Raw genomic sequence first — 22,359 nt, forward strand, 5'->3', positions numbered from 1 at the left:
AATCGGCTTCGCAGAAGCCGCTCAATGCTGCTGGATCAGGCCCTCCGGCGGCGGCTGGGTGGATACGCTCAGTTCGCTGTCGACGTACAGGTCCAGGGTGCCCCAACCCGGCTTGGTGCTGAACGAGGCATACTTCTCCTCGCCCCGGTGGAAGGAAAAGGCGATGCGATAATCGCTGCCGCCGAACAATTTCACCGGGAATTCGCGCACCTGGCCGGGGCGGATCTCCCCGGAGAAGGTCTCCACGCCCTTCTCCCTGTAGCTGTAGGCGATCGGCGCGGGCGCCTGGCCGCTGTAATGCAGCAGGATGCGCGGCCGCTCGCTCCAGCCGACATAGGCGCCGAACAGCACCACCAGCGCCAAGACCCCCAGCAACCGCTGCTTTCTTGCCTTGTCCATCGTTCACTCCAGTCTTCGGAAATCGTTCGTAGCGACGGCGCCGCCGGCTCAGTGGGCGACGCCGTATTCGTCCAAGAGTTTCAGCAGGCCGTCCTCGTCGAGGACCTTCAGCCCCAGTTCGTTGGCCTTGGCCAGCTTCGAGCCGGCGCCGGGCCCGGCGACCACGCAGTGGGTCCTGGCCGAGACCGAGCCGGCGACCTTGGCGCCGAGCCCTTCCAGCTTCTCCTTGGCCACGTCGCGACTCATCGCCTCCAGGGTGCCGGTCAGTACCCAGGTCTGCCCGGCCAGAGGCAGGCCTTCGACCGCTTTGCGCTCGCTCTGCCAATGCATGCCGAACTCACGCAACTGCGCCTCGATGGCCAGGGCACGCTGCACGTTGGCCGGCTCGTCGAGGAAATCGCGCAGGCTTTTCGCCGCTCGCTCGGGCAGACGCTCCACCTGGCGTAGATCGAGCCAGTCGGCGCGGATGATGCCGTCGAGCGAACCGAAGCGGCTGGCCAGCTTTTCCGCGCCGGTGGCGGCGATGAAGGGAATGTTCAGCTTGTCGATGAAACCGGCCAGCGAGGCACAGGCGGCGAACTCCGCGGCGACCTCGCCCTCTTCCTGCAACTGCACGCCATGTTCGGCATCGCGCAACTGGGCGATCACCTGGCGGTTGTGCTCGTCGGCGAAGAAGTTGTGGATCTCGTATGCCACCTCGGCGCCGACGTCCGGCAGGTAGGTCAGCACTTCCGGCAGCGCCTTGCCGATCCGCTCCAGCGAACCCAGCGAGCGCGCCAGCAGCTTGGCGGTCTCCTCGCCGACGTCGGGAATCCCGAGGGCGAAGATGAAGCGCGCCAGCGAAGGCGTGCGGCTGTCGGCGATGGCCGCCAGCAGGTTGTTGGTGGACAGCTCGGCGAACCCTTCCAGCTCGAACACCTGGTCATAGGTCAGGGTATAGAGATCCGCCGGCGAGGCGACCAGCCCGCGATCCACCAATTGCTCGACGATCTTGTCGCCAAGGCCGTCGATGTCCATTGCCCGGCGCGAGACGAAATGGATGATCGCCTGCTTCAGTTGCGCCTGGCAGGACAGCCGGCCGACACAACGGTAGATCGCGCCCTCGCTGAGCGACTCCCTGCCCTTGCTGCGCCTGACCAGTTGGGTCCGCTCCACGGCCGAGCCGCAGACCGGGCAGTGCTCGGGCACCTCGATCGGCTGCGCATCCGCCGGGCGGCGCTCGAGCACCACCTGCATGACCTGCGGAATCACGTCGCCGGCGCGGCGGATCACCACCGTGTCGCCGATGCGCAGACCCAGGCGGGCAACCTCGTCCATATTGTGCAGGGTCGCGTTGGACACCGTGACGCCGGCCACCTGCACCGGCTTGAGACGCGCCACCGGAGTCACCGCGCCGGTACGGCCGACCTGGAACTCCACGCCGAGCAGCTCGGTCAGTTCCTCGCGGGCGGGAAACTTGTGGGCGATCGCCCAGCGTGGCTCGCGGGCGCGGAAACCCAGCTCACGCTGGAAGGCGATGCGATTGACCTTGAACACCACCCCGTCGATCTCGTAGGCCAGCGCATCGCGCCGGCGGCCGATATCGTCGTAGTAATCGCGGCAGGCCTGGGCGCCCTTCACCAGGCGCAGCTCGCGGCTGATCGGAATGCCCCAGCCGCGGAACGCCTCCAGGATGCCCACCTGGGTATCCGGCAGCGTTCCGCTGACCCGGCCGAAACCGTAGGCACAGAACTCCAGCGGGCGGCTGGCGGTGATCTTCGAGTCCAGCTGGCGCAGGCTGCCGGCTGCCGCGTTGCGCGGGTTGGCGAAGGTCTTGCCGCCGGTTTCCACGGCCTTGGCGTTGAGCGCCTCGAAACCGGCCCTGGACATGAACACCTCGCCGCGCACTTCGAGGATGTCCGGCCAGCCTTCGCCGTGCAGCTTCAGCGGTACGTTGCGAATGGTGCGCACGTTGCTGGTGATGTCCTCGCCGGTGCTGCCATCGCCGCGGGTGGCGCCGCGCACCAGTTGACCGTTCTCGTAGAGCAGGCTGACGGCCAGGCCGTCCAGCTTCGGCTCGCAGCTGTATTCCACCTCCGCCCCGCCACCGAGCAGGTCGCCGCCCGGCAGCAGATCGGCCAGGCCCTCGCGCACCCGACGGTCGAAGTCCAGCAGGTCCTGCTCCTCGAAGGCATTGCCGAGGCTGAGCATGGGGATTTCATGGCGCACTTCGCCAAAAGCCGAGGCCGGGGTGCCGCTGACCCGCTGGGTCGGCGAATCGGGCGTCAGCAGTTGCGGGTGCTCCGCCTCCAGCGCCTGCAGTTCGCGGAACAGGCGGTCGTACTCGGCGTCCGGAATGCTCGGCTCGTCGAGCACGTAGTAACGGTAGTTGTGGGTGTCCAGCTCGGTTCGCAGTTGCGCGATACGTTCGGCGGCGGCCTGGGTGTCGGTCATGGTGTGGGAGTCCGTGAAACGAAAAGAGCAGCCTCGGCTGCTCTATAGAGTAGTTCGCCCCCTCTCCCGCAAGAAGGAGAGGGGTATGGCCGGCTCAGCGCTTCTGCATCAGGCTGCGACGCTCATGGTCGATGATGCGCTGGCGGTAGTGCTCGATGGTCTGGGCGGTCAGCACGCTGCGCTGCTCGTCCTTCAGTTCGCCGTTCAGCTCGTGAGCCAGCTTGCGCGCGGCGGCGACCATCACGTCGAAGGCCTGCTTCGGATGGCGCGGCCCCGGCAGGCCGAGGAAGAAGCTCACGGCACGGGTGCTGAAGTTGTCGATGTCGTCCAGGTCGAAGGTACCCGGCTTCACTGCGTTGGCCATGGAGAACAGGATCTCGCCATTGCCGGCCATGCTTTCGTGGCGGTGGAAGATGTCCATGTCGCCGAAGCGCAGGCCGCTCTCGAGGATGTTCTGCAGTAGTGCCGGTCCCTTGAAGCCGCTCTCGTCGCGGGCGATGACGTTGATGATCAGCACCTCGTCGACCGGCGCCGGCTCGGCGGCGGCCACGCTCGGGGCCTTTTCCCGCTCTTTCTCCTTGCGCCCCTTCGACTTGCCCTTGCGCGGTTCCAGCGGCTCGGCGGCATCGCTCGGATCGGCCTCCAGGGCCATGCCCTCGTCGAGATCCAGGTCGCCCTGGCGCGGCTCGTCCTGGCGCTTGCCGCCCTTGCGTTCCTTGCCTTCCCGCGCGCTGACGCTGGGCAGGTCCTGTTCGTCGAAGGACGGCTCGCGATGTTCGACCACCCGCGCCGGGCCGAGCAATTCAGCCGAATCGCCGTCGTCGTCCGGTAGGTTGGCGAAACTGCGGTCGAGCTTGAACTTCAACTTGCCCTTGCCGCCCCGCATCCGCCGCCAACCGTCGAAGAGAATGCCGGCGATCACGATAAGCCCGATAACGATAAGCCATTCGCGCAGACCGATATCCATGTAATTCCGTAGCCCCTAGTGAAAATGGTGAATAAAAAAAATGAAAAAAGGACATCCTATCCCTTGAAACGTGGAGCCAACCTTGTTCTGACAGACCTTTCCCACGCGATACAAAAAAGTGGCCATTAAACTAACATGCCCATGCGCAAGTTTACACTGCCTGATCCTCAGGCTTCAGCCAATGCGACGGCCTCTTCCACATCAACTGCAACAAGCCGTGAACAGCCCGGCTCATGCATGGTCACGCCCATCAACTGATCGGCCATCTCCATGGCGATCTTGTTGTGGGTGATATAGATGAACTGCACTTTCTCCGACATTTCCTTCACCAATCGCGCATAACGTCCGACGTTGGCGTCATCCAATGGCGCATCGACTTCGTCGAGCATGCAGAACGGCGCCGGATTCAACTGGAAGATGGCGAATACCAGCGCCAGTGCGGTCAATGCCTTTTCCCCGCCGGACAACAAGTGGATGGTGCTGTTCTTCTTGCCCGGCGGACGAGCCATGATCGCCACCCCGGTATCGAGTAGATCTTCGCCGGTAAGTTCCAGATAGGCCGTGCCGCCGCCGAAGACCTTCGGGAACAATGCCTGAAGGCCACCATTGATCTGGTCGAAGGTTTCCTTGAAACGATTGCGGGTTTCCCGGTCGATCTTGCGGATGACGTTCTCCAGGGTTTCCAGCGCCTCGGCCAGGTCGTCGTTCTGCGAGTCCAGGTAGCGCTTGCGCTCGGACTGCTGCTGGTACTCCTCGATCGCCGCCAGGTTGATCGGGCCGAGCCGCTGGATACGCGCCGCGAGACTTTCCAGACGCTCCTCCCATTCGCGCTCGCTGGCATCCAGCGGCAGGTTGGCCAGCACCGTGTGCAATTCGTAGCCGTCCTCGGCGAGCTGCTCCTGCAGGGCCTTGCGCCGCACCACCAGCCCCTGCCATTCCAGGCGCTGCTGCTCCAGCTGCCCGCGCAGCAGCTGCGACTGCTGCTCGGCCTGGCTGCGGCGCTTCTCCACATCGCGCAAGTCGCGGTCTGCGTCTTCCAGGGCCAGCCGCGCCTGCTTCAGCTCGTCCTCGACGGCCATCCGTCGCTCCAGCAACTCCTCGAGCTTCATGCGCAGCTCTTCCAGCGGCGCGGCGCCCTCCTCCAGGTTGAGGTTGAGCTGCTCGCAACGCTCGTTGAGGCGAGCCGACTGCTGGTCGAGGCGCTCCAGGGCCTGCTGGGTGGAATTGTGCTGCGCCTTGAGCGAGCCGACCCGCACCGCCAGTTGATGCGCATGGTCCTTGTGGGTACGGGCATCCTGGCGAATCCGGTCGAGCCGTTCGCGCAGGGCGTCACGCTCGGCCAGCAGGGTTTCCCGCCGCTCGGTGTCCAGCGCCATGCTATCCAGTGCTTCCTGCAGGGTCAGGCGCGCCTCGCTCAGTTGTTCCTGTTCCAGCGCGCGCTGCTCGGCCAGTTCCGCCACTTCTTCGTCGAGACGGCGGCGACGCAGCACCAGTTGCTCGACCTTGGCCTGCTGCGCGGACAACTGCGCCTTCAGCTCGCCGTGCCGGCGACCCTCCTCCTGGACCTGCCGGCGCACCTGCTCGCGCGCGCCTTCCAGCTCGCGCTGCTCGTCGCGGGCCGCGGCCAGGCGCTCCTCGCCTTCGGCGACACGGGTTTCCAGGGTCTCGCGCTGTTCCTGCAACGCCTCCAGTTCCTGGGCGCGGGCGAGCATGCCGCCCTGGGCCTCGTCGCTGCGCCGGACCCGCAGGAAGTGCCGGCCGACCCAATAGCCATCGCGACTGATCAGGCTCTCGCCGTCGTCCAGGGCGCCGCGCTGGGCGAGCGCCTGCTCCAGGGTCTCCACCGGCGTCACCCGGGCCAGCCAGGGACTCAGGTCGGCGTCGGCACGAACCTTGTCCAGCAGCGAACCGGACGCCTTCGCGGCTCCGCGAGCGGGGCTGAGCAGGCGCAGTTCGCCCTTGCCGAAGCCGCCCAGGTCGAGCCCGTCGAAGCCGTCCAGCAAGACCGCCTGCAGATCCGCGCCGAGCACGGTCTCCACCGCCAGCTCCCAGCCCGGCTCGACGCGCAGGCCTTCGGCGAGGCGCGGACGTTGTTCCAGGCCCTGTTCGCGCAACCACTCCAACGCGCCCTGTCCGGGATCGAGAGCCGCCTGCTGCAAGGCCTCCAGCGAAGCGATACGCCCGTTCAGGCGCTGCAACTCGCCCTGCGCCAGGTTCTGTTCGGCCGCCAGTTGCTGCAATTCCCGGCGCAATTGTTCGAGCCGCTCGGCCTGGCCCTGCTCCTGCAATTGCAGTTCTTCCAGGGCCAGCTCGGCGATCGCCACCTGTTCGTTGAGCTCGAGGATCGCCGCGTCCTCGGGATCGGCCGCCAACTGGCCACGCTCGTCCTGCAGGCGTCGCTCGCGGTCCTGCAGGCGCTCCAGGCTCTGTTCCAGATGCTGGATGCGCGACTGCTGCACCTCGGCCTGGCGGCGGGGCTCGGCGCTCTGCTGGTTGAAGGCATCCCACTGCTGCTGCCAGGCCTGCATGTCCTGCTCGGCCTGTTCCAGGGCGATGCCCGCCTCTTCCGCGGCGGCCGCGCTGAGCTCCTGCTCCGGCGCGAGCATGGCCATTTCCTCTGCCAGGGTCGCCAGCAGGGTACGGTCGTGCCCGAGGTGCGATTCGGTTTCCTGGCGGGTCCGTTCGGCTTCGCGCAGGTCGTCCTGCAACTGACGCTGGCGCTGCTGGCCATGCTGGATGCTCTGCTCGACCCGGGCGATGTCGCCGCCGACCGAATAGAAACGCGCCTGCACCTGGTTGAAGCGTTCGGACAACTCGTGATGGCCGTCGCGCAGCCGTTCGATGCCGGCATCGGCGCCACGCTGCTCGGCCACCAGGGCCTCGAAGGCGATCTCCTGGTCGCCGATCACCCGCTCGCGCTGACCGACCTGCTCGTTCAGGTCGCGCCAGCGCACGGCGCCCAGCTGGGCCTTGAGCTGGCGCTCCTCGGCCTTGTGTTCCTGGTATTTTTCCGCCGACTGGGCCTGGCGGTGCAGGCGCTCCAGTTGCCGCCCCAGCTCTTCGCGCAGGTCGGTGAGGCGTGCCAGGTTTTCCTGGGTCCGACGGATGCGGCTTTCGGTTTCGCGGCGGCGCTCCTTGTATTTGGAAATGCCCGCGGCTTCCTCGATGAAGTTGCGCAGGTCTTCCGGACGCGCCTCGATCAGCTTGGAGATCATGCCCTGTTCGATGATCGAGTAGCTGCGCGGCCCCAGGCCGGTGCCGAGGAAGATGTCGGTGATATCGCGCCGCCGGCACTTGGTGCCGTTGAGGAAATAGGTGTTCTGCCCGTCCCGCGAGACCCGTCGGCGAATGGATATCTCGGCGTACCGGGCGTATTCGCCGACGAGCGTGGTCTCGGCGTTGTCGAAGATCAGCTCGATGCTCGCCTGGCTCACCGGTTTGCGGGTGTTCGAGCCATTGAAGATGACGTCGGTCATCGACTCGCCGCGCAGGTTCTTCGCTGAACTCTCGCCCATCACCCAGCGCACCGCGTCGATGATGTTCGACTTGCCGCAGCCGTTCGGTCCGACCACTGCCGCCATGTTGCTGGGGAAGTTCACCGTGGTCGGATCGACGAAGGACTTGAACCCCGCCAGCTTGATGCTCTTCAGGCGCATGCGTGCGCTCCCGCCAGGATCGCCATCAGCGTTCGGCGAGCGCTGCCAGCACCAGCTGGCAGTTGTGGCGGCCGTATTCCAGCAGGACCTCGCGGATCCTCGCCTCGTCGCGGGCGATCACCGCTTGCAGGAGCTGGGCGAAACTGCCGAGGAACTGGTTCATTTCCGCCTTGCGCCGCTCCAGCGCCAGGTGATACGCGCGGCTCACCGCTGGCAGGAGGTTTTCCACGGTCTCTTGCAGGTACGGATTGTTGGCGAAGGGGAAGGCCGCGCGCATGATGTCGAAGCTGGCCTCGACGAAACCGTCGATATCGCTCTGCGCCAGGTTGCCCAGCAGACGCTGCTGGATGCCCAGGAACGGCGCCAGCTCGGCTTCGCTGCGCCAGCGCCGGGCGACGCTTTCCGCCAGCATGATGTAGAGCTGCACGATTAGCGCATAGAGGCTTTCGACATGCTGCGGGGACAGTTCGGACACCTGTGCGCCGCGCCGCGGCAGGATGTTCACCAGGTGCCGCCGCTCGAGGATCAGCAACGCCTCGCGGACCGAGCCACGGCTGACGTTGAGGGTCTGGGTGACCTTCTGCTCCTGGATACGTTCCCGTTCCTTGAGTTCTCCCCGGATGATGCGTTCCGCGAGGTGGTGGGCGATCTGCTCTGCCAGGCTGTCCGGGGCCTTGAACGTCATGGTGATCCTTTTATCCAGGGGCACGTTTTCCGGGGGTATGTGGATGGGAAGTGTAACACAGGGCGTTACCCCGCCGGCTTCCCGGCGAAGCGGCGGACAGAACGAAGGTTGGGATGGGGCGGCCCGGCCAAGGGGGGACAATTGTCAGACAATCTAACAAGACAAATACGAGGACTCCCCATGTTTGCCTCGCTTTCCTCTGCCTGGATGCTGCGTCTGAAAAAGTACGGCTACTGGATCTGGCTGATCGCGGTGTTCGGCATCCCGCTCAGCTACTGGTGGTCGCTCGGTAGCGCCTACCCCAACGCCTGGCCCTGGCTGGTGATCAGCGTGGTGTTCGGGCTGATCCCGATCCTCGATGCCATCGTCGGTCGCGACCCGGCCAACCCCGAGGAAGCCAGCGAAGTGCCGGAGATGGAAGCGCAGGGCTACTACCGCGTGCTGTCCCTGGCCACCGTGCCGCTGTTGCTGGGCATGCTCGTCTGGTCCGGCTGGATCCTCGCCCACGAGACCCGCTGGGACTGGGTCGGGCAACTGGGCTGGATCCTCTCGGTGGGGACCGTGATGGGCGCCATCGGCATCACCGTGTCCCACGAACTGATCCACAAGGACCCGCAACTGGAACAGAACGCCGGCGGCCTGCTGCTGGCGGCGGTGTGCTACGCCGGCTTCAAGGTCGAACACGTGCGCGGCCACCACGTACACGTCTCGACCCCGGAAGACGCCTCGTCCTCGCGCTACGGCCAGAGCCTCTACTCATTCCTCCCGCACGCCTACAAGCACAACTTCCTCAACGCCTGGCGCCTGGAGGCCGAGCGCCTGAAGCGCAAGGGCCTGCCGGCCCTGCACTGGCGCAACGAGCTGATCTGGTGGTACGCCATCAGCGCCCTCTTCCTGCTCGGCTTCAGCCTGGCCTTCGGCTGGCTGGGAGCGCTCTTCTTCCTCGGCCAGTCGGTGATGGCCTTCACCCTGCTGGAGATCGTCAACTACGTCGAGCACTACGGCCTGCATCGGCGACGCCTGGACAACGGCCGCTACGAGCGCACCACGCCGGAACATTCGTGGAACAGCAATTTCCTCCTGACCAACCTGTTCCTTTTCCACCTGCAACGGCATTCCGACCACCACGCCTACGCCAAGCGCCGTTACCAGGTGCTGCGCCACTACGACAGCAGCCCGCAACTGCCCAACGGCTACGCCGGGATGATCGTCCTCGCCCTGTTCCCGCCGCTCTGGCGCGCGGTGATGGATCCGAAGGTGCGCGCCTATTATGCCGGCGAGGAATACCAACTCACCGACAGCCAGCGCGCCTGAGCGTCCCGCCCTGGGAAACGGCACCTTCGGGTGCCGTTTTCGTTTATGGGGAAAGTGACTGACCTACAGGTCAAAAAATTATTTGACTCAAAAGTCAGTTTTTTCTAGATTCGCCTCCATGCTCCTACCGTGGAGCCCTGTGCGGAAACCGCCCCACTCCGGCCGGTTCTCCTGCAAGGCCTAGAATTCAATAACAAGAACCCGCCTGGAGGCACGCCTTGATCAGGTTCCTGCTCAACCGGGAGATCCGCGTCGAAGAACGCCTGGACCCCAATCTCACCGTCCTCGACTACCTGCGCCGCCACCTCGGCAAGACCGGCACCAAGGAAGGCTGCGCCTCCGGCGACTGCGGCGCCTGCACCGTGGTGGTCGGCGAACGGGTCACCGGCGAGGACGGTGCCGAACGCATCCGCTATCGCAGCCTGAACGCCTGCCTGACCTTCGTTTCCGCCCTTCACGGCAAGCAATTGATCACCGTCGAGGACCTCAGGCAGCAGCACCGCCTGCACGACGTGCAGCAGGCGATGGTCGACTGCCATGGCTCGCAGTGCGGGTTCTGCACGCCGGGCTTCGTCATGTCGCTGTTCGCCCTGCAGAAGAACAGCGCCGGCGCCGATCCGGCCAAGGCCCACGAGGCGCTCGCCGGCAACCTCTGCCGCTGCACCGGCTACCGGCCGATCCTCGAGGCCGCCGAGCAGGCCTGCCGCCATAGGCGCGCGGACCAGTTCGACGCCGGCGAAGCCGCCATCCTCGAACAGTTGCGCAGCATCGCCCCGCGCGAGACCGCCGAGCTGAACAGCGGCGACAAGCGTTGCCTGCTGCCACTGACCGTCGCCGACCTCGCCGATCTCTACGGCGCCAACCCGCAGGCGCGCCTGCTGGCCGGCGGCACCGACCTGGCGCTGGAGGTCACCCAGTTCCATCGTGAACTGCCGGTGATGATCTACGTCGGTCACATCGAGGAAATGAAACGCATCGAAGTCGGCGCGAACTGCCTGGAGATCGGCGCCGCCACCGCGCTGACCGACTGCTGCCAGGCGCTGGCCGCCGACTACCCGGACTTCGGCGAGTTGCTGCAACGCTTCGCGTCCCTGCAGATCCGCAACCAGGGCACCCTCGGCGGCAACATCGGCAACGCCTCGCCGATCGGCGATGCCCCGCCGCTGCTGATCGCCCTCGGCGCGAAGATCGTCCTGCGCCGCGGCGAACGGCGCCGCGAGCTGCCGCTGGAGGACTACTTCCTCGACTACAAGGTCACCGCCCGCGAAGAAGGCGAGTTCATCGAGAAGATCCTCGTCCCGCGCGCCCGGCCCGGCCAGGCGTTCAAGGCGTACAAGGTCTCCAAGCGCATCGACGACGATATTTCCGCGGTCTGCGCCGCCATCAGCCTCGACCTGGAAGATGGCCGGATCGCCCGCGCCAGGGTCGCCTTCGGCGGCATGGCGGCGATCCCCAAGCGCGCCGCCGCCTGCGAAGCGGCGCTGCAAGGCGCGCGCCTGGAAGCCGCCAGCTTCGAACGCGCCGCCGCCGCCCTGGCGAACGACTTCACCCCGCTCAGCGACTTCCGCGCGAGCAAGGAATATCGCCTGCTGACCGCGCAGAACCTGCTGCGCAAATGCTTCCTGGAGCTGCACGCTCCCGCCGTCGAAACCCGGGTGACCGCCTATGTCTAACCATCGCAAGCCGCACAAGAGCCAGGAAGAGCTGGCCGCCCTGTTCCGCGCCGAGCTGACCACCGGGGTCGGCCGCAGCGTCAAGCACGAAAGCGCACCCAAGCACGTCAGCGGCGAGGCGCTCTATATCGACGATCGCCTGGAGTTTCCCAACCAGTTGCACGTCTATGCGCGCCTGAGCGAGCGCGCCCACGCCCGCATCACCCGCCTCGACGTGACGCCCTGCTACCAGTTCCCCGGCGTCGCCATCGCCCTCACCGCCGCCGACGTTCCCGGCCAGTTGGACATCGGCCCGGTGGTGGCCGGCGACCCGCTGCTCGCCGACGGCAAGGTGGAGTATGTCGGACAGATGGTCCTGGCGGTCGCCGCCGACAGCCTGGAGACCGCGCGCAAGGCGGCCATGGCGGCGATCGTCGAGTACGAGGACCTGGAGCCGGTGCTCGACGTGGTCGAGGCCCTGCGCAAGCGCCATTTCGTCCTCGACAGCCACCAGCACCGCATCGGCGACTCCGCCGCCGCGCTGGCCGGCGCCCCGCATCGCCTGCAAGGCACGCTGCACATCGGCGGCCAGGAGCATTTCTACCTGGAGACGCAGATTTCCTCGGTCATGCCCACCGAAGACGGCGGCATGCTCGTCTATTGCTCGACGCAGAACCCCACCGAAGTGCAGAAGCTGGTGGCCGAGGTTCTCGGGGTTTCCTTCAACCGCATCGTCATCGACATGCGCCGCATGGGCGGCGGCTTCGGCGGCAAGGAAACCCAGGCCGCGGCGCCGGCCTGCCTGTGCGCGGTGGTCGCCTATCACACCGGGCGTCCGGCGAAGATGCGCCTGCCGCGCATGGAAGACATGCAGATCACCGGCAAGCGCCACCCGTTCTACGTCGAATACGACGTCGGCTTCGACGACGATGGCCGCCTGCACGGCATCCAGATCGACCTGGCCGGCAACTGCGGCTATTCGCCGGACCTCTCCGGCTCGATCGTCGACCGCGCCATGTTCCATTCGGACAACGCCTACTTCCTCGGCAACGCCACCATCAACGGCCACCGCTGCAAGACCAATACCGCCTCGAACACCGCCTACCGCGGTTTCGGCGGGCCCCAGGGAATGGTCGCCATCGAGGAGATCATGGACGCCGTGGCCCGCAGCCTGGGCAAGGACCCGCTGGAGGTGCGCAAGCTCAACTACTACGGCAAGGACGAGCGCAACGTCACCCATTACCACCAGACCGTCGAGCACAACCTGCTGGCGGAGATGACCGCCGAGCTGGAAGCGAGCAGCGAGTACGCCCGCCGCCGCGAGGAAATCCGTGCGTTCAATGCCGCCAGCCCGGTCCTGAAGAAAGGCCTGGCGCTGACCCCGGTGAAGTTCGGCATTTCGTTCACCGCGACCTTCCTCAACCAGGCAGGCGCGCTGATCCACATCTATACCGACGGCAGCATCCACCTGAACCATGGCGGCACCGAGATGGGCCAGGGCCTCAACACCAAGGTCGCCCAGGTGGTCGCCGAAGTGTTCCAGGTCGACATCGACCGCATCCAGATCACCGCCACCAATACCGACAAGGTGCCCAATACCTCGCCCACCGCCGCCTCCTCGGGCACCGACCTGAACGGCAAGGCCGCGCAGAACGCCGCCGAAACCATCAAGCGGCGCCTGGTGGAGTTCGCCGCGCGACACTGGAAGGTCAGCGAGGAGGACATCGAGTTCCGCAACAACCAGGTACGCATCCGCGAACTGATCCTGCCATTCGAGGACCTGGTCCAGCAGGCCTACTTCGGCCAGGTCTCGCTGTCCAGCACCGGTTTCTACCGCACGCCGAAGATCTTCTACGACCGCGAGCAGGCCCGTGGCCGGCCCTTCTATTATTTCGCCTACGGCGCCGCCTGCTCGGAGGTGATAGTCGACACCCTCACCGGCGAGTACCGCATGCTGCGCACCGACATCCTGCATGACGTCGGTGACTCGCTGAACCCGGCCATCGACATCGGCCAGGTGGAAGGCGGCTTCGTCCAGGGCATGGGCTGGCTGACCATGGAGGAGCTGGTCTGGAACGCCAACGGCAAGCTGATGACCAGCGGCCCGGCCAGCTACAAGATTCCCGCCGTCGCCGACATGCCGCTGGACCTGCGGGTGAAACTGGTGGAGAACCGCAAGAATCCGGAGCAGACCGTGTTCCATTCCAAGGCCGTCGGCGAACCGCCGTTCATGCTCGGCATCTCGGTCTGGTGCGCGATCAAGGACGCCGTGGCCAGCCTCGCCGACTACCGTGCGCAACCCGCCATCGACGCGCCGGCGACGCCCGAGCGGGTGCTCTGGGGCGTGGAACAGATGCGCCGGCTGAAGACCGTACAGGCGCAAGCGGCGGACGCCGCCGTGGAACCGGCCTGAGCCGCCGCGATCGGGAGGATGACGAGATGAACTGGATCAGCGCCCTGGCCGAACTGCAGCGCAACGGCGAACCCTGCGTCCTGGTGACCATCATCGAGGAGCGCGGCTCGACCCCGCGCAACGCCGGCTCGAAGATGGTGGTCAGCGCCGAGCGGCTCTACGACACCATCGGCGGCGGCCACCTGGAATACAAGGCCCAGGCCATCGCCCGGGAAATGCTTGCCGCGCGCAGCCAGGATAGCCGCCTGGAACGCTTCAGCCTGGGCGCCAGCCTGGGCCAGTGCTGCGGCGGCGCCACGGTGCTGCTGTTCGAACCGATGGGCCAGCCGCAGGCACACATCGCCGTATTCGGCGCGGGCCATGTCGGCCGCGCCCTGGTACCCTTGCTCGCCAGCCTGCCCTGCCGGGTGCGCTGGATCGACTCGCGGGAGAACGAATTTCCCGCGGACCTGCCCGACGGCGTGGAGAAAGTGGTGAACGACGAAGTGCTCGACGAGGTCGAGCGGATGCCGCCCGGCAGCCACTTCATCGTCATGACCCACAACCACCCGCTGGACCTGGAGCTCACCGCGGCGATCCTGGCGCGCAACGACTTCGCCTACTTCGGCCTGATCGGCTCGAAGACCAAGCGCGTCAAGTTCGAGCACCGCCTGCGCGAACGTGGTGTCGACGCCGAACGCCTGCAACGGATGCGCTGCCCGATGGGCCTGGAGCAGGTGAAAGGCAAGCTGCCGGTGGAGATCGCCATTTCCATCGCCGGCGAGGTGATCGCCACCTACAACGCCGCCTTCGGCCTGGAGCGCAAGCAGGGTCCGTCGAGCGTCACCCGGCTGACCCCGGAGTCACGCCGCGCCCAGGAATCCTGAGCATCCCTCCCCGCGTCCGCCGTCCGGCGGCGGACCTCCCACAAACCTTTTTTCGAGACTGCCATGACCCGCAACGCCAAAGCCTACCGCGCCGCCATCCTGCACAGCATCGCCGATCCCGCGGAGGTCGGCGTCGAACGCTCCTACGAATACTTCGAGGACGGCCTGCTGCTGGTGGAGGACGGCAAGGTCGCCCGCCTCGGTGACGCCGAAGCCCTGCTCGGCGAGATCGGCGACGTCGAGGTCGTCGAGTACCGCGACGCGCTGATCACCCCCGGCTTCATCGATACCCATATCCATTTCCCGCAAACCGGGATGATCGCCTCCTACGGCGAACAACTGCTGGACTGGCTGAACACCTATACTTTCCCCACCGAGCGCCAATTCGGCGACAAGGCCCACGCCGACCAGGTCGCCGCCATCTTCCTGCAGGAACTGCTGCGCAACGGCACCACCACCGCGCTGGTCTTCGGCAGCGTGCACCGGCAATCGGTGGACTCGCTGTTCGAGGCCGCCCGGCGCCTGGACCTGCGCCTGATCGCCGGCAAGGTGATGATGGACCGCAACGCGCCGGACTACCTGACCGACACCGCCGAGAGCAGTTACCGCGACAGCAAGGCGCTGATCGAGCGCTGGCACGGCCAGGGTCGCCTGCTCTACGCGGTGACCCCGCGCTTCGCCCCGACCAGCAGCGCGGAACAGCTGGACATGGCGGCGCGGCTGCTGCGCGAGCATCCCGGCGTATACCTGCACACCCACCTGTCGGAGAACCTCAAGGAAATCGAGTGGGTGAAGGAGCTGTTCCCCGAGCGCAGCGGCTACCTGGACGTCTACGACCATCACGGCCTGCTCGGGCCGCGTTCGGTGTTCGCCCATGGCGTGCACCTGTGCGACGGCGAATGCCAGCGCCTGGCGGAGACCGGCTCGGCGGTGGCGTTCTGCCCGACCTCCAACCTGTTCCTCGGCAGCGGCCTGTTCGACCTGCCGAAGCTGGAGCGCTACAAGGTCAAGGTCGGCCTCGGCACCGATGTCGGCGCCGGCACCAGCTTCTCCCAGCTGCAGTCGCTGAACGAGGCGTACAAGGTCATGCAGTTGCAGGGCGCCCGGCTCGATCCGTTCAAGTCGCTCTACCTCGCCACCCTCGGCGGCGCCCGTGCGCTGGAGCTGGACGAGCGGATCGGCAGCTTCGCCGCCGGCAACGAGGCGGACTTCGTGGTCCTCGACTACCACGCCACCCCGCTGCTCTCCTACCGCCTGAGCCAGGCCGGCAGCCTGGCCGAGCGGCTGTTCGCGCTGACCATCCTCGGCGACGACCGCACGGTGAAGGAAACCTTCGCCGCCGGTCGCTCGGTGCATCGTCGCGACTGACTCCCGGCGGTAACGAAAAAGCCCCGCGACGCGGGGCTTTTTCATGCTTCGGATCAGGCCGCCGAGTCGCTGTCGGCCTTGGCCCGGCGCGGCTTCTTCTTGCTCCCGAGCAGATGCGAGAACACCGCGTGCAGGTCACCGGACGCGTTGTCGCTCTCCAGGTTGAGCTTGCTGTCGATGTGCTCCATGTGATGCATCATCAGGGTCACCGCGCGCTCCTTGTCGCCTCTCTCGATGGCGTCGAGGATCTCGTTGTGCTCGTCGAACGAGCAGTGCGAGCGGCCGCCGCTTTCGTACTGGGCGATGATCAGCGAGGTCTGCGACACCAGGCTGCGCTGGAAGCTCACCAGAGGAGCATTGCGCGCCATCTCGGCGAGCTTCAGGTGGAACTCGCCGGACAGGCGGATGCCGGCGCCACGGTCGCCACGGGCGAAGCTGGACTGTTCCTGCACCACCATCTCGCGCAATTCGGCCAGGCGCTCGGTGGTGGCGTTGTCGGTGGCCAGTTCGGTGATGGCGCGCTCGACGGTGCGGCGGGCGAAGAGGATCTGCCGGGCCTCGTCGATGCTCGGGCTGGCGACTACCGCGCCGCGGTTCGGCCGCAGCAGCACCACCTGCTCGTGGGCCAGGCGCGACAGGGCGCGGCGAATGATGGTGCGGCTGACGCCGAAGATCTCGCCGAGCGCTTCCTCGCTCAGCTTGGTGCCGGGGGCCAGGCGTTGTTCGAGGATGGCGTCGAAGATGTGGGCGTAGACGATCTCGTCCTGGGTACCGCTGCGGGCAGGCTTGCCGGTGCGCGGCGGCTTCCTGATGTGTTGCAACTGATCGGTCATCGGTCTCGAACCTTGTGCGTCCGGCTTGTGGCCTGGGCTGATCCTCGCTCGCGGGCGCGAGTGAGGCGCGCCGGCGTCTGATAGCGAAATAGTGTACACAAGCAGCGGCACCCGGCGCATCACCCCTTTCCCTCCTCGTTTCCGCCGCTGCGCCGCCCCGGGCGAAGACCCGCGACGGAAAGCTGATAAAAATGTGGGGAAACGCCCTCAAACATTCTTTGACCTTTTTGTATACAAAGGCATAATCGCTCGCACGAGTTCTTGACCCAAAGGTCAGAAAATCGTGCCCTCACATCACCTTCGAGCCGCGTCAGGGACCTGGTAACCAACCGGCCCGCAGGACCTAACAACAAGAGCGATGAGGAGTACCTGCTGTGGAAAGCACCAAACAAGAAGAACAAGGGATCTACGCTGCGACACCGCCCGCCACCGGCCTGCTCGAACGCCTGTTCAAGCTGCGCCAGCACGGTACGACGGTCAGGACCGAGCTGGCGGCCGGGCTGACCACCTTCATCACCATGGCCTATATCATCTTCGTCAATCCCAACATCATGGCCGACGCCGGCATCGACCACGGCGCAGCATTCGTCGCCACCTGCCTGGCAGCCGCCCTCGGCTGCTTCCTGATGGGCCTGTACGCCAACTGGCCGGTGGGCCTGGCGCCGGGAATGGGATTGAACGCCTTCTTCACCTATACCGTGGTCGGCACCATGGGCTACAGCTGGCAGATCGCCCTCGGCGCGGTGTTCATCTCCGGGGTGATGTTCATGCTGCTGACCTTCTCGCGGGTCCGCGAATGGCTGCTCAACAGCATCCCCCGCAGCCTCAGGTTCGCCATGGGCGCGGGGGTCGGCCTGTTCCTCGGCCTGATCGGCCTGAAGACCGCCGGCATCGTGGTGGCCAGCCCGGCGACCCTGATCAAGCTCGGCCACCTCACCTCGCCCGGCCCGCTGCTGGCGGCGCTGTGCTTCCTGATGATCGCCGTGCTCGAGTACCGCCGGGTGTTCGGCGGCATCCTGATCAGCATCCTCGGCGTCACCCTGGTCGGCTGGGCCCTCGGCCTGGTCGAGTACGGCGGGGTGTTCTCGGCGCCGCCGAGCCTGGCGCCGACCTTCCTGGCCATGGACATCGCCGGGGCCTTCAACGTGAGCATGATCAGCGTGATCCTGGCCTTCCTCTTCGTGCACATGTTCGATACCGCCGGCACTCTCATGGGGGTCGCCCAGCGCGCGCACCTGGTGAAGGAAGACGGGCGCATCGAGAACCTGTCGAAGGCGATGAAGGCCGACAGCGCCTCCAGCGTGTTCGGCGGTGCGCTCGGCGTGCCGCCGGTGACCAGCTACGTGGAAAGCGCTGCGGGCGTGGCCGCCGGCGGACGTACCGGGCTCACCGCGGTGGTGGTCGGTGCGCTGTTCGTCGCCGCGATGTTCTTCGCCCCGCTGGCCGGGATGATTCCCGCCTTCGCCACCGCCGGCGCGCTGATCTACGTGGCCATGCTGATGATGGGCGGGATGGCGCACATCGACTGGGACGAGCACACCGAGACCATCCCGGCGATCGTCACGGTGATCATGATGCCGCTGACCTTCTCGGTGGCCGACGGCATCGCCCTGGGCTTCATCACCTACGTCGCGATGAAGGTCCTCACCGGCAAGCATCGCCAGGTCTCGGCCAGCCTCTATGCCTTGTTCGTGATCTTCGTCGCCAAGTTCATCTTCCTCTGACCCCCGCGGATGGCGGGTAGCCGCAAGCGGCTATCCGCCCCGAACCCGTCGTTGCCCCCGGGGCGCACGACGCGCAGCGTCATCCGCCACCCGGCCGCACCGTGCCTCTCTCCTCGTTCCCCGCAGATCGCCGATGACCGACCCTCGGCACACTTCCCGCGAACGAAAAAAAGCCCGCTCGATGGCGGGCCAGGGAAAAGGACTCAGGGAGTCAATGTTTCGTGGCACGCACCTAGCTGCCGCGATAGGTCGAATAGCTGTAGGGCGAGATCAGCAGCGGCACGTGGTAGTGATCGTCGGCGCAGGCGATGCCGAAGCGCAGCACCACCTGGTCGAGGAACGCCGGCTCCGGCAGCTGTACACCGCGGGCGCGGTAGTAGTCGCCGGCATTGAAGACCAACTGGTAGACCCCCGGGCGGAAATCCTCGCCCTGCAGCACCGGCTGGTCGCAGCGGCCGTCATGGTTGGTCAGGGTGGTGGCGATCAGCTCCAGTTGCTGGCCTTCGACCCGGTACAGCTCGATCTTGATGCCATGGCCGGGGCAGCCGTGCGCGGAATCCAGTACATGCGTGGTCAAACGTCCCATGGGTTGCGGGCGCCCGCTGGCGGACACCACTCCTCCTCTTGCCGTTGTTCTAGGGGTCGCTCCGGGGCCGGCCCGGTGCCGCTCGCTGCAGCCTGCTGGGAGGCCGCCTGCGAGGCAATATAAGTTATTTTCCGAATGATTGTATACAAAAATACCGATACGATCACAAAATGCGCTGCCTGCCCCGAAATCGTGCATTCGTTCCACAAGCCGCACCCGAAGGGGCTCGACTCATCAAGAGTTGACCATATGGACAGGTTTGCCGATGGATGAGTGGCATGCTGGCGCTGCAAGGATTGTATTTACAGACCACCGGCAAACTTGTATACAATAAATCCATCACGGCACCCACCGGCCTGCCCGGTACGCCGCCCCTCCACAACAAGGAACACGGCTGTGAGCGCTGACTACCCACGCGACCTGATCGGATACGGCAACAACCCTCCCCATCCTCACTGGCCCGGCGATGCACGTATCGCCCTGTCCTTCGTGCTCAACTACGAAGAAGGTGGCGAGCGCTGCGTCCTGCATGGCGACAAGGAGTCCGAGGCGTTCCTTTCCGAGATGGTGGCCGCCCAGCCCTTGCAGGGCGTGCGCCACATGAGCATGGAATCGCTCTACGAATACGGCAGCCGCGCCGGGGTCTGGCGCCTGCTCAGGCTGTTCAAGCGACGCAACGTGCCGCTCACGGTGTTCGCCGTGGCCATGGCGGCGCAGCGCAACCCCGAGGTGATCAGGGCGATGGTCGCCGACGGCCACGAAATCTGCAGCCACGGCTACCGCTGGATCGACTACCAGTACATGGACGAGGCCCAGGAGCGCGAGCACATGCTCGAAGCCATCCGCATCCTCACCGAACTCACCGGCCAGCGTCCGGTGGGCTGGTACACCGGACGCACCGGCCCGAACACCCGGCGCCTGGTGATGGAGGAAGGCGGCTTCCTCTATGACTCCGATACCTACGACGACGACCTGCCCTACTGGGATCCGGCCAGCACCGCGGCGAAACCGCACCTGGTGATCCCCTATACCCTGGACACCAACGACATGCGCTTCACCCAGGTGCAGGGCTTCAACAACGGCGAGCAGTTCTTCCAGTACCTGAAGGACGCCTTCGACGTGCTCTACGAGGAAGGTGCGACGGCGCCGAAGATGCTCTCCATCGGCCTGCACTGCCGGTTGATCGGCCGTCCGGCGCGGATGGCCGCCCTGGAGCGCTTCATCGAGTACGCGCAGGGCCACGACAAGGTCTGGTTCGCCCGCCGCGAAGACATCGCCCGCCATTGGCACCGTGAACACCCCTTCCAGGAGAGCAAGGCATGAGCCGTTTCCAGACCCTGACTCCCGCCTCGCTGTCCCGCGAGGCCTTCGTCGAAGCCTTCGCCGATATCTACGAACACTCCCCCTGGGTCGCCGAGCAGGCCTATGACCTGGGCGTCGACGACAGCCTCAACGATATCGACGGCCTGCACCAGCGCATGGCCGACATTCTCCTCTCGGCCAGCCGCGAGGCCCAGCTGGCGCTGATCAATGCCCACCCGGACCTCGCCGGCAAGGCGGCGATCCGTGGCGAACTGACCGCCTCCAGCACCTCCGAGCAGGCTGGCGCCGGCATCCACGAATGCAGCGCCGAGGAGTTCGCCCGCTTCACCGAACTCAACGACGCCTACAAGGCCAGGTTCGGCTTCCCCTTCATCAAGGCGGTGAAGGGCAGCAACCGCCACCAGATCCTGGCGGCCTTCGAGGAACGCATCCAGCACTCCGCCGAAGAGGAATTCGCTACCGCGCTGGCCGAGATCAACAAGATCGCCCTGTTCCGCCTGCAGCAGCTCTGAGGCCTGCGGAGACGAACATGAACGCCGACCACGCGCCCTTCCGCCACTACCTCGACCTCGCCGACGCGCGCCTGGGCAGCCAGGTGGTCGCTGTCAGCGACGAGTGGTTCGCCCCGGCCAGCCGCATGCTGCAGGCCGGCGAGCCGGTGTGGAAGGAAGGCGTGTTCGACGACAGCGGCAAGTGGATGGACGGCTGGGAAACCCGCCGCAAGCGCTTCGAGGGCCATGACCAGGCGGTGATCCGCCTGGGTGTGTCGGGCGTGCTGAAGGGCGTCGACATCGACACCCGCTTCTTCACCGGCAACCATCCGCCGGCGGCTTCCCTGGATGGCTGCTTCTGCGCCGAAGGCGATCCGGATGACGGCACGTCCTGGAGCGAAGTGCTGCCGAGCGTGGAGCTGCAAGGCGATCGCCACCACTACCACGCGATAGATGACGAGCGTCCCTGGACCCACCTGCGCCTGAACATCTACCCGGACGGCGGCATCGCCCGCCTGCGCGTGTACGGCGTGCCCTACCGCGACTGGCGCAGCCAGACGCCGGGAACGGCGCTCGACCTGGCCGCGGCGATCAACGGCGGCCGGGCGCTGGCGTGCTCCGACCAGCACTTCGGGCCAATGGTCAACCTGCTCAAGCCCGGTCGCGCGCTCAATATGGGCGACGGCTGGGAAACCGGCCGTCGCCGCACCCCGGGCCACGACTGGGCGATCATCGCCCTCGGTCATCCCGGCAGTATCGAGGCGGCGGTCGTCGATACCCTGCACTTCAAGGGCAACTATCCGGAAAGCTGCAGCATCCAGGCCGCCTTCGTGGAAGACGGAAACGAGGCCCGGATCGAGGCGCAGAGCCTCTTCTGGCGCGAACTGCTGCCAGCGCAGAAGCTGGAAATGCACCACGAACACCGGTTCGAACGGCAGCTCAACGCCCTCGGCCCAGTCAGCCATGTACGCCTGAACATCTTTCCCGACGGCGGCGTCAGCCGCCTGCGCCTGTTCGGCAGGCCGCAACTACCGTGAGGCCCCGGGCCCCGCGTGCGCCCGGAAGACAACAAACAGAATCGACAGGACCAGTATGCGCACTCTCAAGATCGAGCCGTTGACCAAGGAAGCCTTCGCCCCGTTCGGTGATGTGATCGAAACCGAAGGCAGCGACTATTTCATGATCAACAACGGCTCCACCCGCCGTTATCACAAGCTGGCCACGGTCGAGACCGCGCAGCCGGAGGATAACGCGATCATCAGCATCTTCAGCGCCGAAAAGCTGGAGATGCCATTGCGCATCCGCATGCTGGAACGCCATCCGCTGGGCAGCCAGGCCTTCATCCCGCTGCTCGGCAACCCCTTTCTGGTCGTGGTCGCGCCACTTGGCGATGTACCTGTACCGGGCCTCGTCCGCGCCTTCCTGACCAACGGAAGGCAGGGCGTCAATTACCACCGCGGCGTCTGGCACCATCCGGTGCTGACGATCGAAAAGCGGGATGACTTCCTGGTGGTCGATCGCAGCGGTTCAGGGAACAACTGCGACGAGCATTTCTTCACCGAGGACGAACAGCTCCTCCTCGACCCCCAATCAAACCAATAAGAGAGGTCCTGCCGCCGGTCCGCCGGCCAGGGCAAGAGGTACAAGAC

18 protein-coding genes are annotated in these 22,359 nt (G+C 66.0%); 11 read left to right on the forward strand and 7 right to left on the reverse strand.

The features are described from left to right. Positions 1–21: 21 nt before the first annotated feature. From PSPA7_RS18085 to PSPA7_RS18105, 5 genes are all read right to left on the reverse strand, one after another. Positions 22–399 carry a hypothetical protein gene (locus PSPA7_RS18085; RefSeq protein ID WP_003150443.1) on the reverse strand — a complete coding sequence of 126 codons (378 nt, stop codon included), beginning with the start codon at positions 397–399 and terminating at the stop codon, positions 22–24. 48 nt (positions 400–447) lie between these two features. After that, a complete protein-coding gene (ligA, locus tag PSPA7_RS18090) occupies positions 448–2,832 on the reverse strand; it encodes an NAD-dependent DNA ligase LigA (protein ID WP_012076363.1) in 2,385 nt (794 codons plus the stop codon). 94 nt (positions 2,833–2,926) lie between these two features. Next, positions 2,927–3,799, reverse strand: a complete 873-nt coding sequence (zipA, locus tag PSPA7_RS18095) for a cell division protein ZipA (RefSeq protein ID WP_003150445.1) — start codon at positions 3,797–3,799, stop codon at positions 2,927–2,929. 167 nt (positions 3,800–3,966) lie between these two features. Beyond that, positions 3,967–7,455, reverse strand: coding sequence for a chromosome segregation protein SMC (gene smc, locus PSPA7_RS18100; protein WP_012076364.1), 3,489 nt, complete (start codon positions 7,453–7,455; stop codon positions 3,967–3,969). A gap of 25 nt (positions 7,456–7,480) precedes the next feature. Beyond that, positions 7,481–8,140: a GntR family transcriptional regulator gene (locus PSPA7_RS18105; protein ID WP_003150446.1), complete on the reverse strand. Its 660-nt coding sequence runs from the start codon at positions 8,138–8,140 to the stop codon at positions 7,481–7,483. A gap of 180 nt (positions 8,141–8,320) precedes the next feature. On the opposite strand from PSPA7_RS18105, the gene alkB2 reads away from it, so the two are divergent. The 5 genes from alkB2 to guaD all read left to right on the forward strand — a co-directional run bounded on the left by alkB2 (position 8,321) and on the right by guaD (position 15,753). After that, positions 8,321–9,454: an alkane 1-monooxygenase AlkB2 gene (gene alkB2 / locus PSPA7_RS18110; RefSeq protein ID WP_012076365.1), complete on the forward strand. Its 1,134-nt coding sequence runs from the start codon at positions 8,321–8,323 to the stop codon at positions 9,452–9,454. A 218-nt stretch (positions 9,455–9,672) separates the two neighbouring features. Then, positions 9,673–11,127, forward strand: coding sequence for a xanthine dehydrogenase small subunit (gene xdhA / locus PSPA7_RS18115; RefSeq protein WP_003150447.1), 1,455 nt, complete (start codon positions 9,673–9,675; stop codon positions 11,125–11,127). Then, on the forward strand, positions 11,120–13,519 hold the full coding sequence (gene xdhB / locus PSPA7_RS18120) for a xanthine dehydrogenase molybdopterin binding subunit (RefSeq protein ID WP_003150448.1): 2,400 nt from the start codon (positions 11,120–11,122) through the stop codon (positions 13,517–13,519). The genes xdhA and xdhB overlap by 8 nt, the downstream gene beginning before the upstream one ends. A gap of 26 nt (positions 13,520–13,545) precedes the next feature. Then, the gene (gene xdhC, locus PSPA7_RS18125) at positions 13,546–14,385 is read left to right on the forward strand and encodes a xanthine dehydrogenase accessory protein XdhC (protein ID WP_012076366.1); all 840 of its coding nucleotides are present in this window, start codon (positions 13,546–13,548) and stop codon (positions 14,383–14,385) included. 63 nt (positions 14,386–14,448) lie between these two features. After that, on the forward strand, positions 14,449–15,753 hold the full coding sequence (guaD, locus tag PSPA7_RS18130) for a guanine deaminase (RefSeq protein WP_012076367.1): 1,305 nt from the start codon (positions 14,449–14,451) through the stop codon (positions 15,751–15,753). A gap of 53 nt (positions 15,754–15,806) precedes the next feature. Here the strand turns inward: guaD and PSPA7_RS18135 are convergent, their stop codons facing one another. Beyond that, a complete protein-coding gene (locus tag PSPA7_RS18135) occupies positions 15,807–16,586 on the reverse strand; it encodes a GntR family transcriptional regulator (protein WP_003150450.1) in 780 nt (259 codons plus the stop codon). A 374-nt stretch (positions 16,587–16,960) separates the two neighbouring features. On the opposite strand from PSPA7_RS18135, the gene PSPA7_RS18140 reads away from it, so the two are divergent. Continuing rightward, entirely contained in the window at positions 16,961–18,310 is a 1,350-nt protein-coding gene (locus tag PSPA7_RS18140; RefSeq protein WP_003150452.1) for an NCS2 family permease, read from the forward strand. Between the two features lie 232 nt (positions 18,311–18,542). On the opposite strand, the gene uraH is transcribed toward PSPA7_RS18140, so the two are convergent. Next, entirely contained in the window at positions 18,543–18,923 is a 381-nt protein-coding gene (uraH, locus tag PSPA7_RS18145; RefSeq protein ID WP_023442822.1) for a hydroxyisourate hydrolase, read from the reverse strand. A 251-nt stretch (positions 18,924–19,174) separates the two neighbouring features. Between uraH and PSPA7_RS32845 the strand changes: the two genes are divergently transcribed. The 5 genes from PSPA7_RS32845 to PSPA7_RS18165 are packed head-to-tail and all read left to right on the forward strand — an operon-like array spanning position 19,175 to position 22,312. Further along, positions 19,175–19,303 (forward strand): hypothetical protein, encoded by a 129-nt coding sequence (locus PSPA7_RS32845; RefSeq protein WP_012076370.1) that lies wholly within the window; start codon positions 19,175–19,177, stop codon positions 19,301–19,303. Continuing rightward, positions 19,293–20,219, forward strand: coding sequence for an allantoinase PuuE (puuE, locus tag PSPA7_RS18150; protein WP_012076371.1), 927 nt, complete (start codon positions 19,293–19,295; stop codon positions 20,217–20,219). The genes PSPA7_RS32845 and puuE overlap by 11 nt, the downstream gene beginning before the upstream one ends. Next, on the forward strand, positions 20,216–20,731 hold the full coding sequence (gene uraD, locus PSPA7_RS18155; protein WP_003150457.1) for a 2-oxo-4-hydroxy-4-carboxy-5-ureidoimidazoline decarboxylase: 516 nt from the start codon (positions 20,216–20,218) through the stop codon (positions 20,729–20,731). Before puuE ends, uraD begins: the two co-directional genes overlap by 4 nt. A gap of 17 nt (positions 20,732–20,748) precedes the next feature. Beyond that, entirely contained in the window at positions 20,749–21,747 is a 999-nt protein-coding gene (gene alc / locus PSPA7_RS18160) for an allantoicase (RefSeq protein WP_012076372.1), read from the forward strand. 55 nt (positions 21,748–21,802) lie between these two features. Then, entirely contained in the window at positions 21,803–22,312 is a 510-nt protein-coding gene (locus tag PSPA7_RS18165; protein WP_003150460.1) for an ureidoglycolate lyase, read from the forward strand. Positions 22,313–22,359 lie beyond the last annotated feature (47 nt).

Origin of the sequence: Pseudomonas paraeruginosa PA7, from assembly GCF_000017205.1 — a bacterium.
GTDB lineage: Bacteria > Pseudomonadota > Gammaproteobacteria > Pseudomonadales > Pseudomonadaceae > Pseudomonas > Pseudomonas paraeruginosa.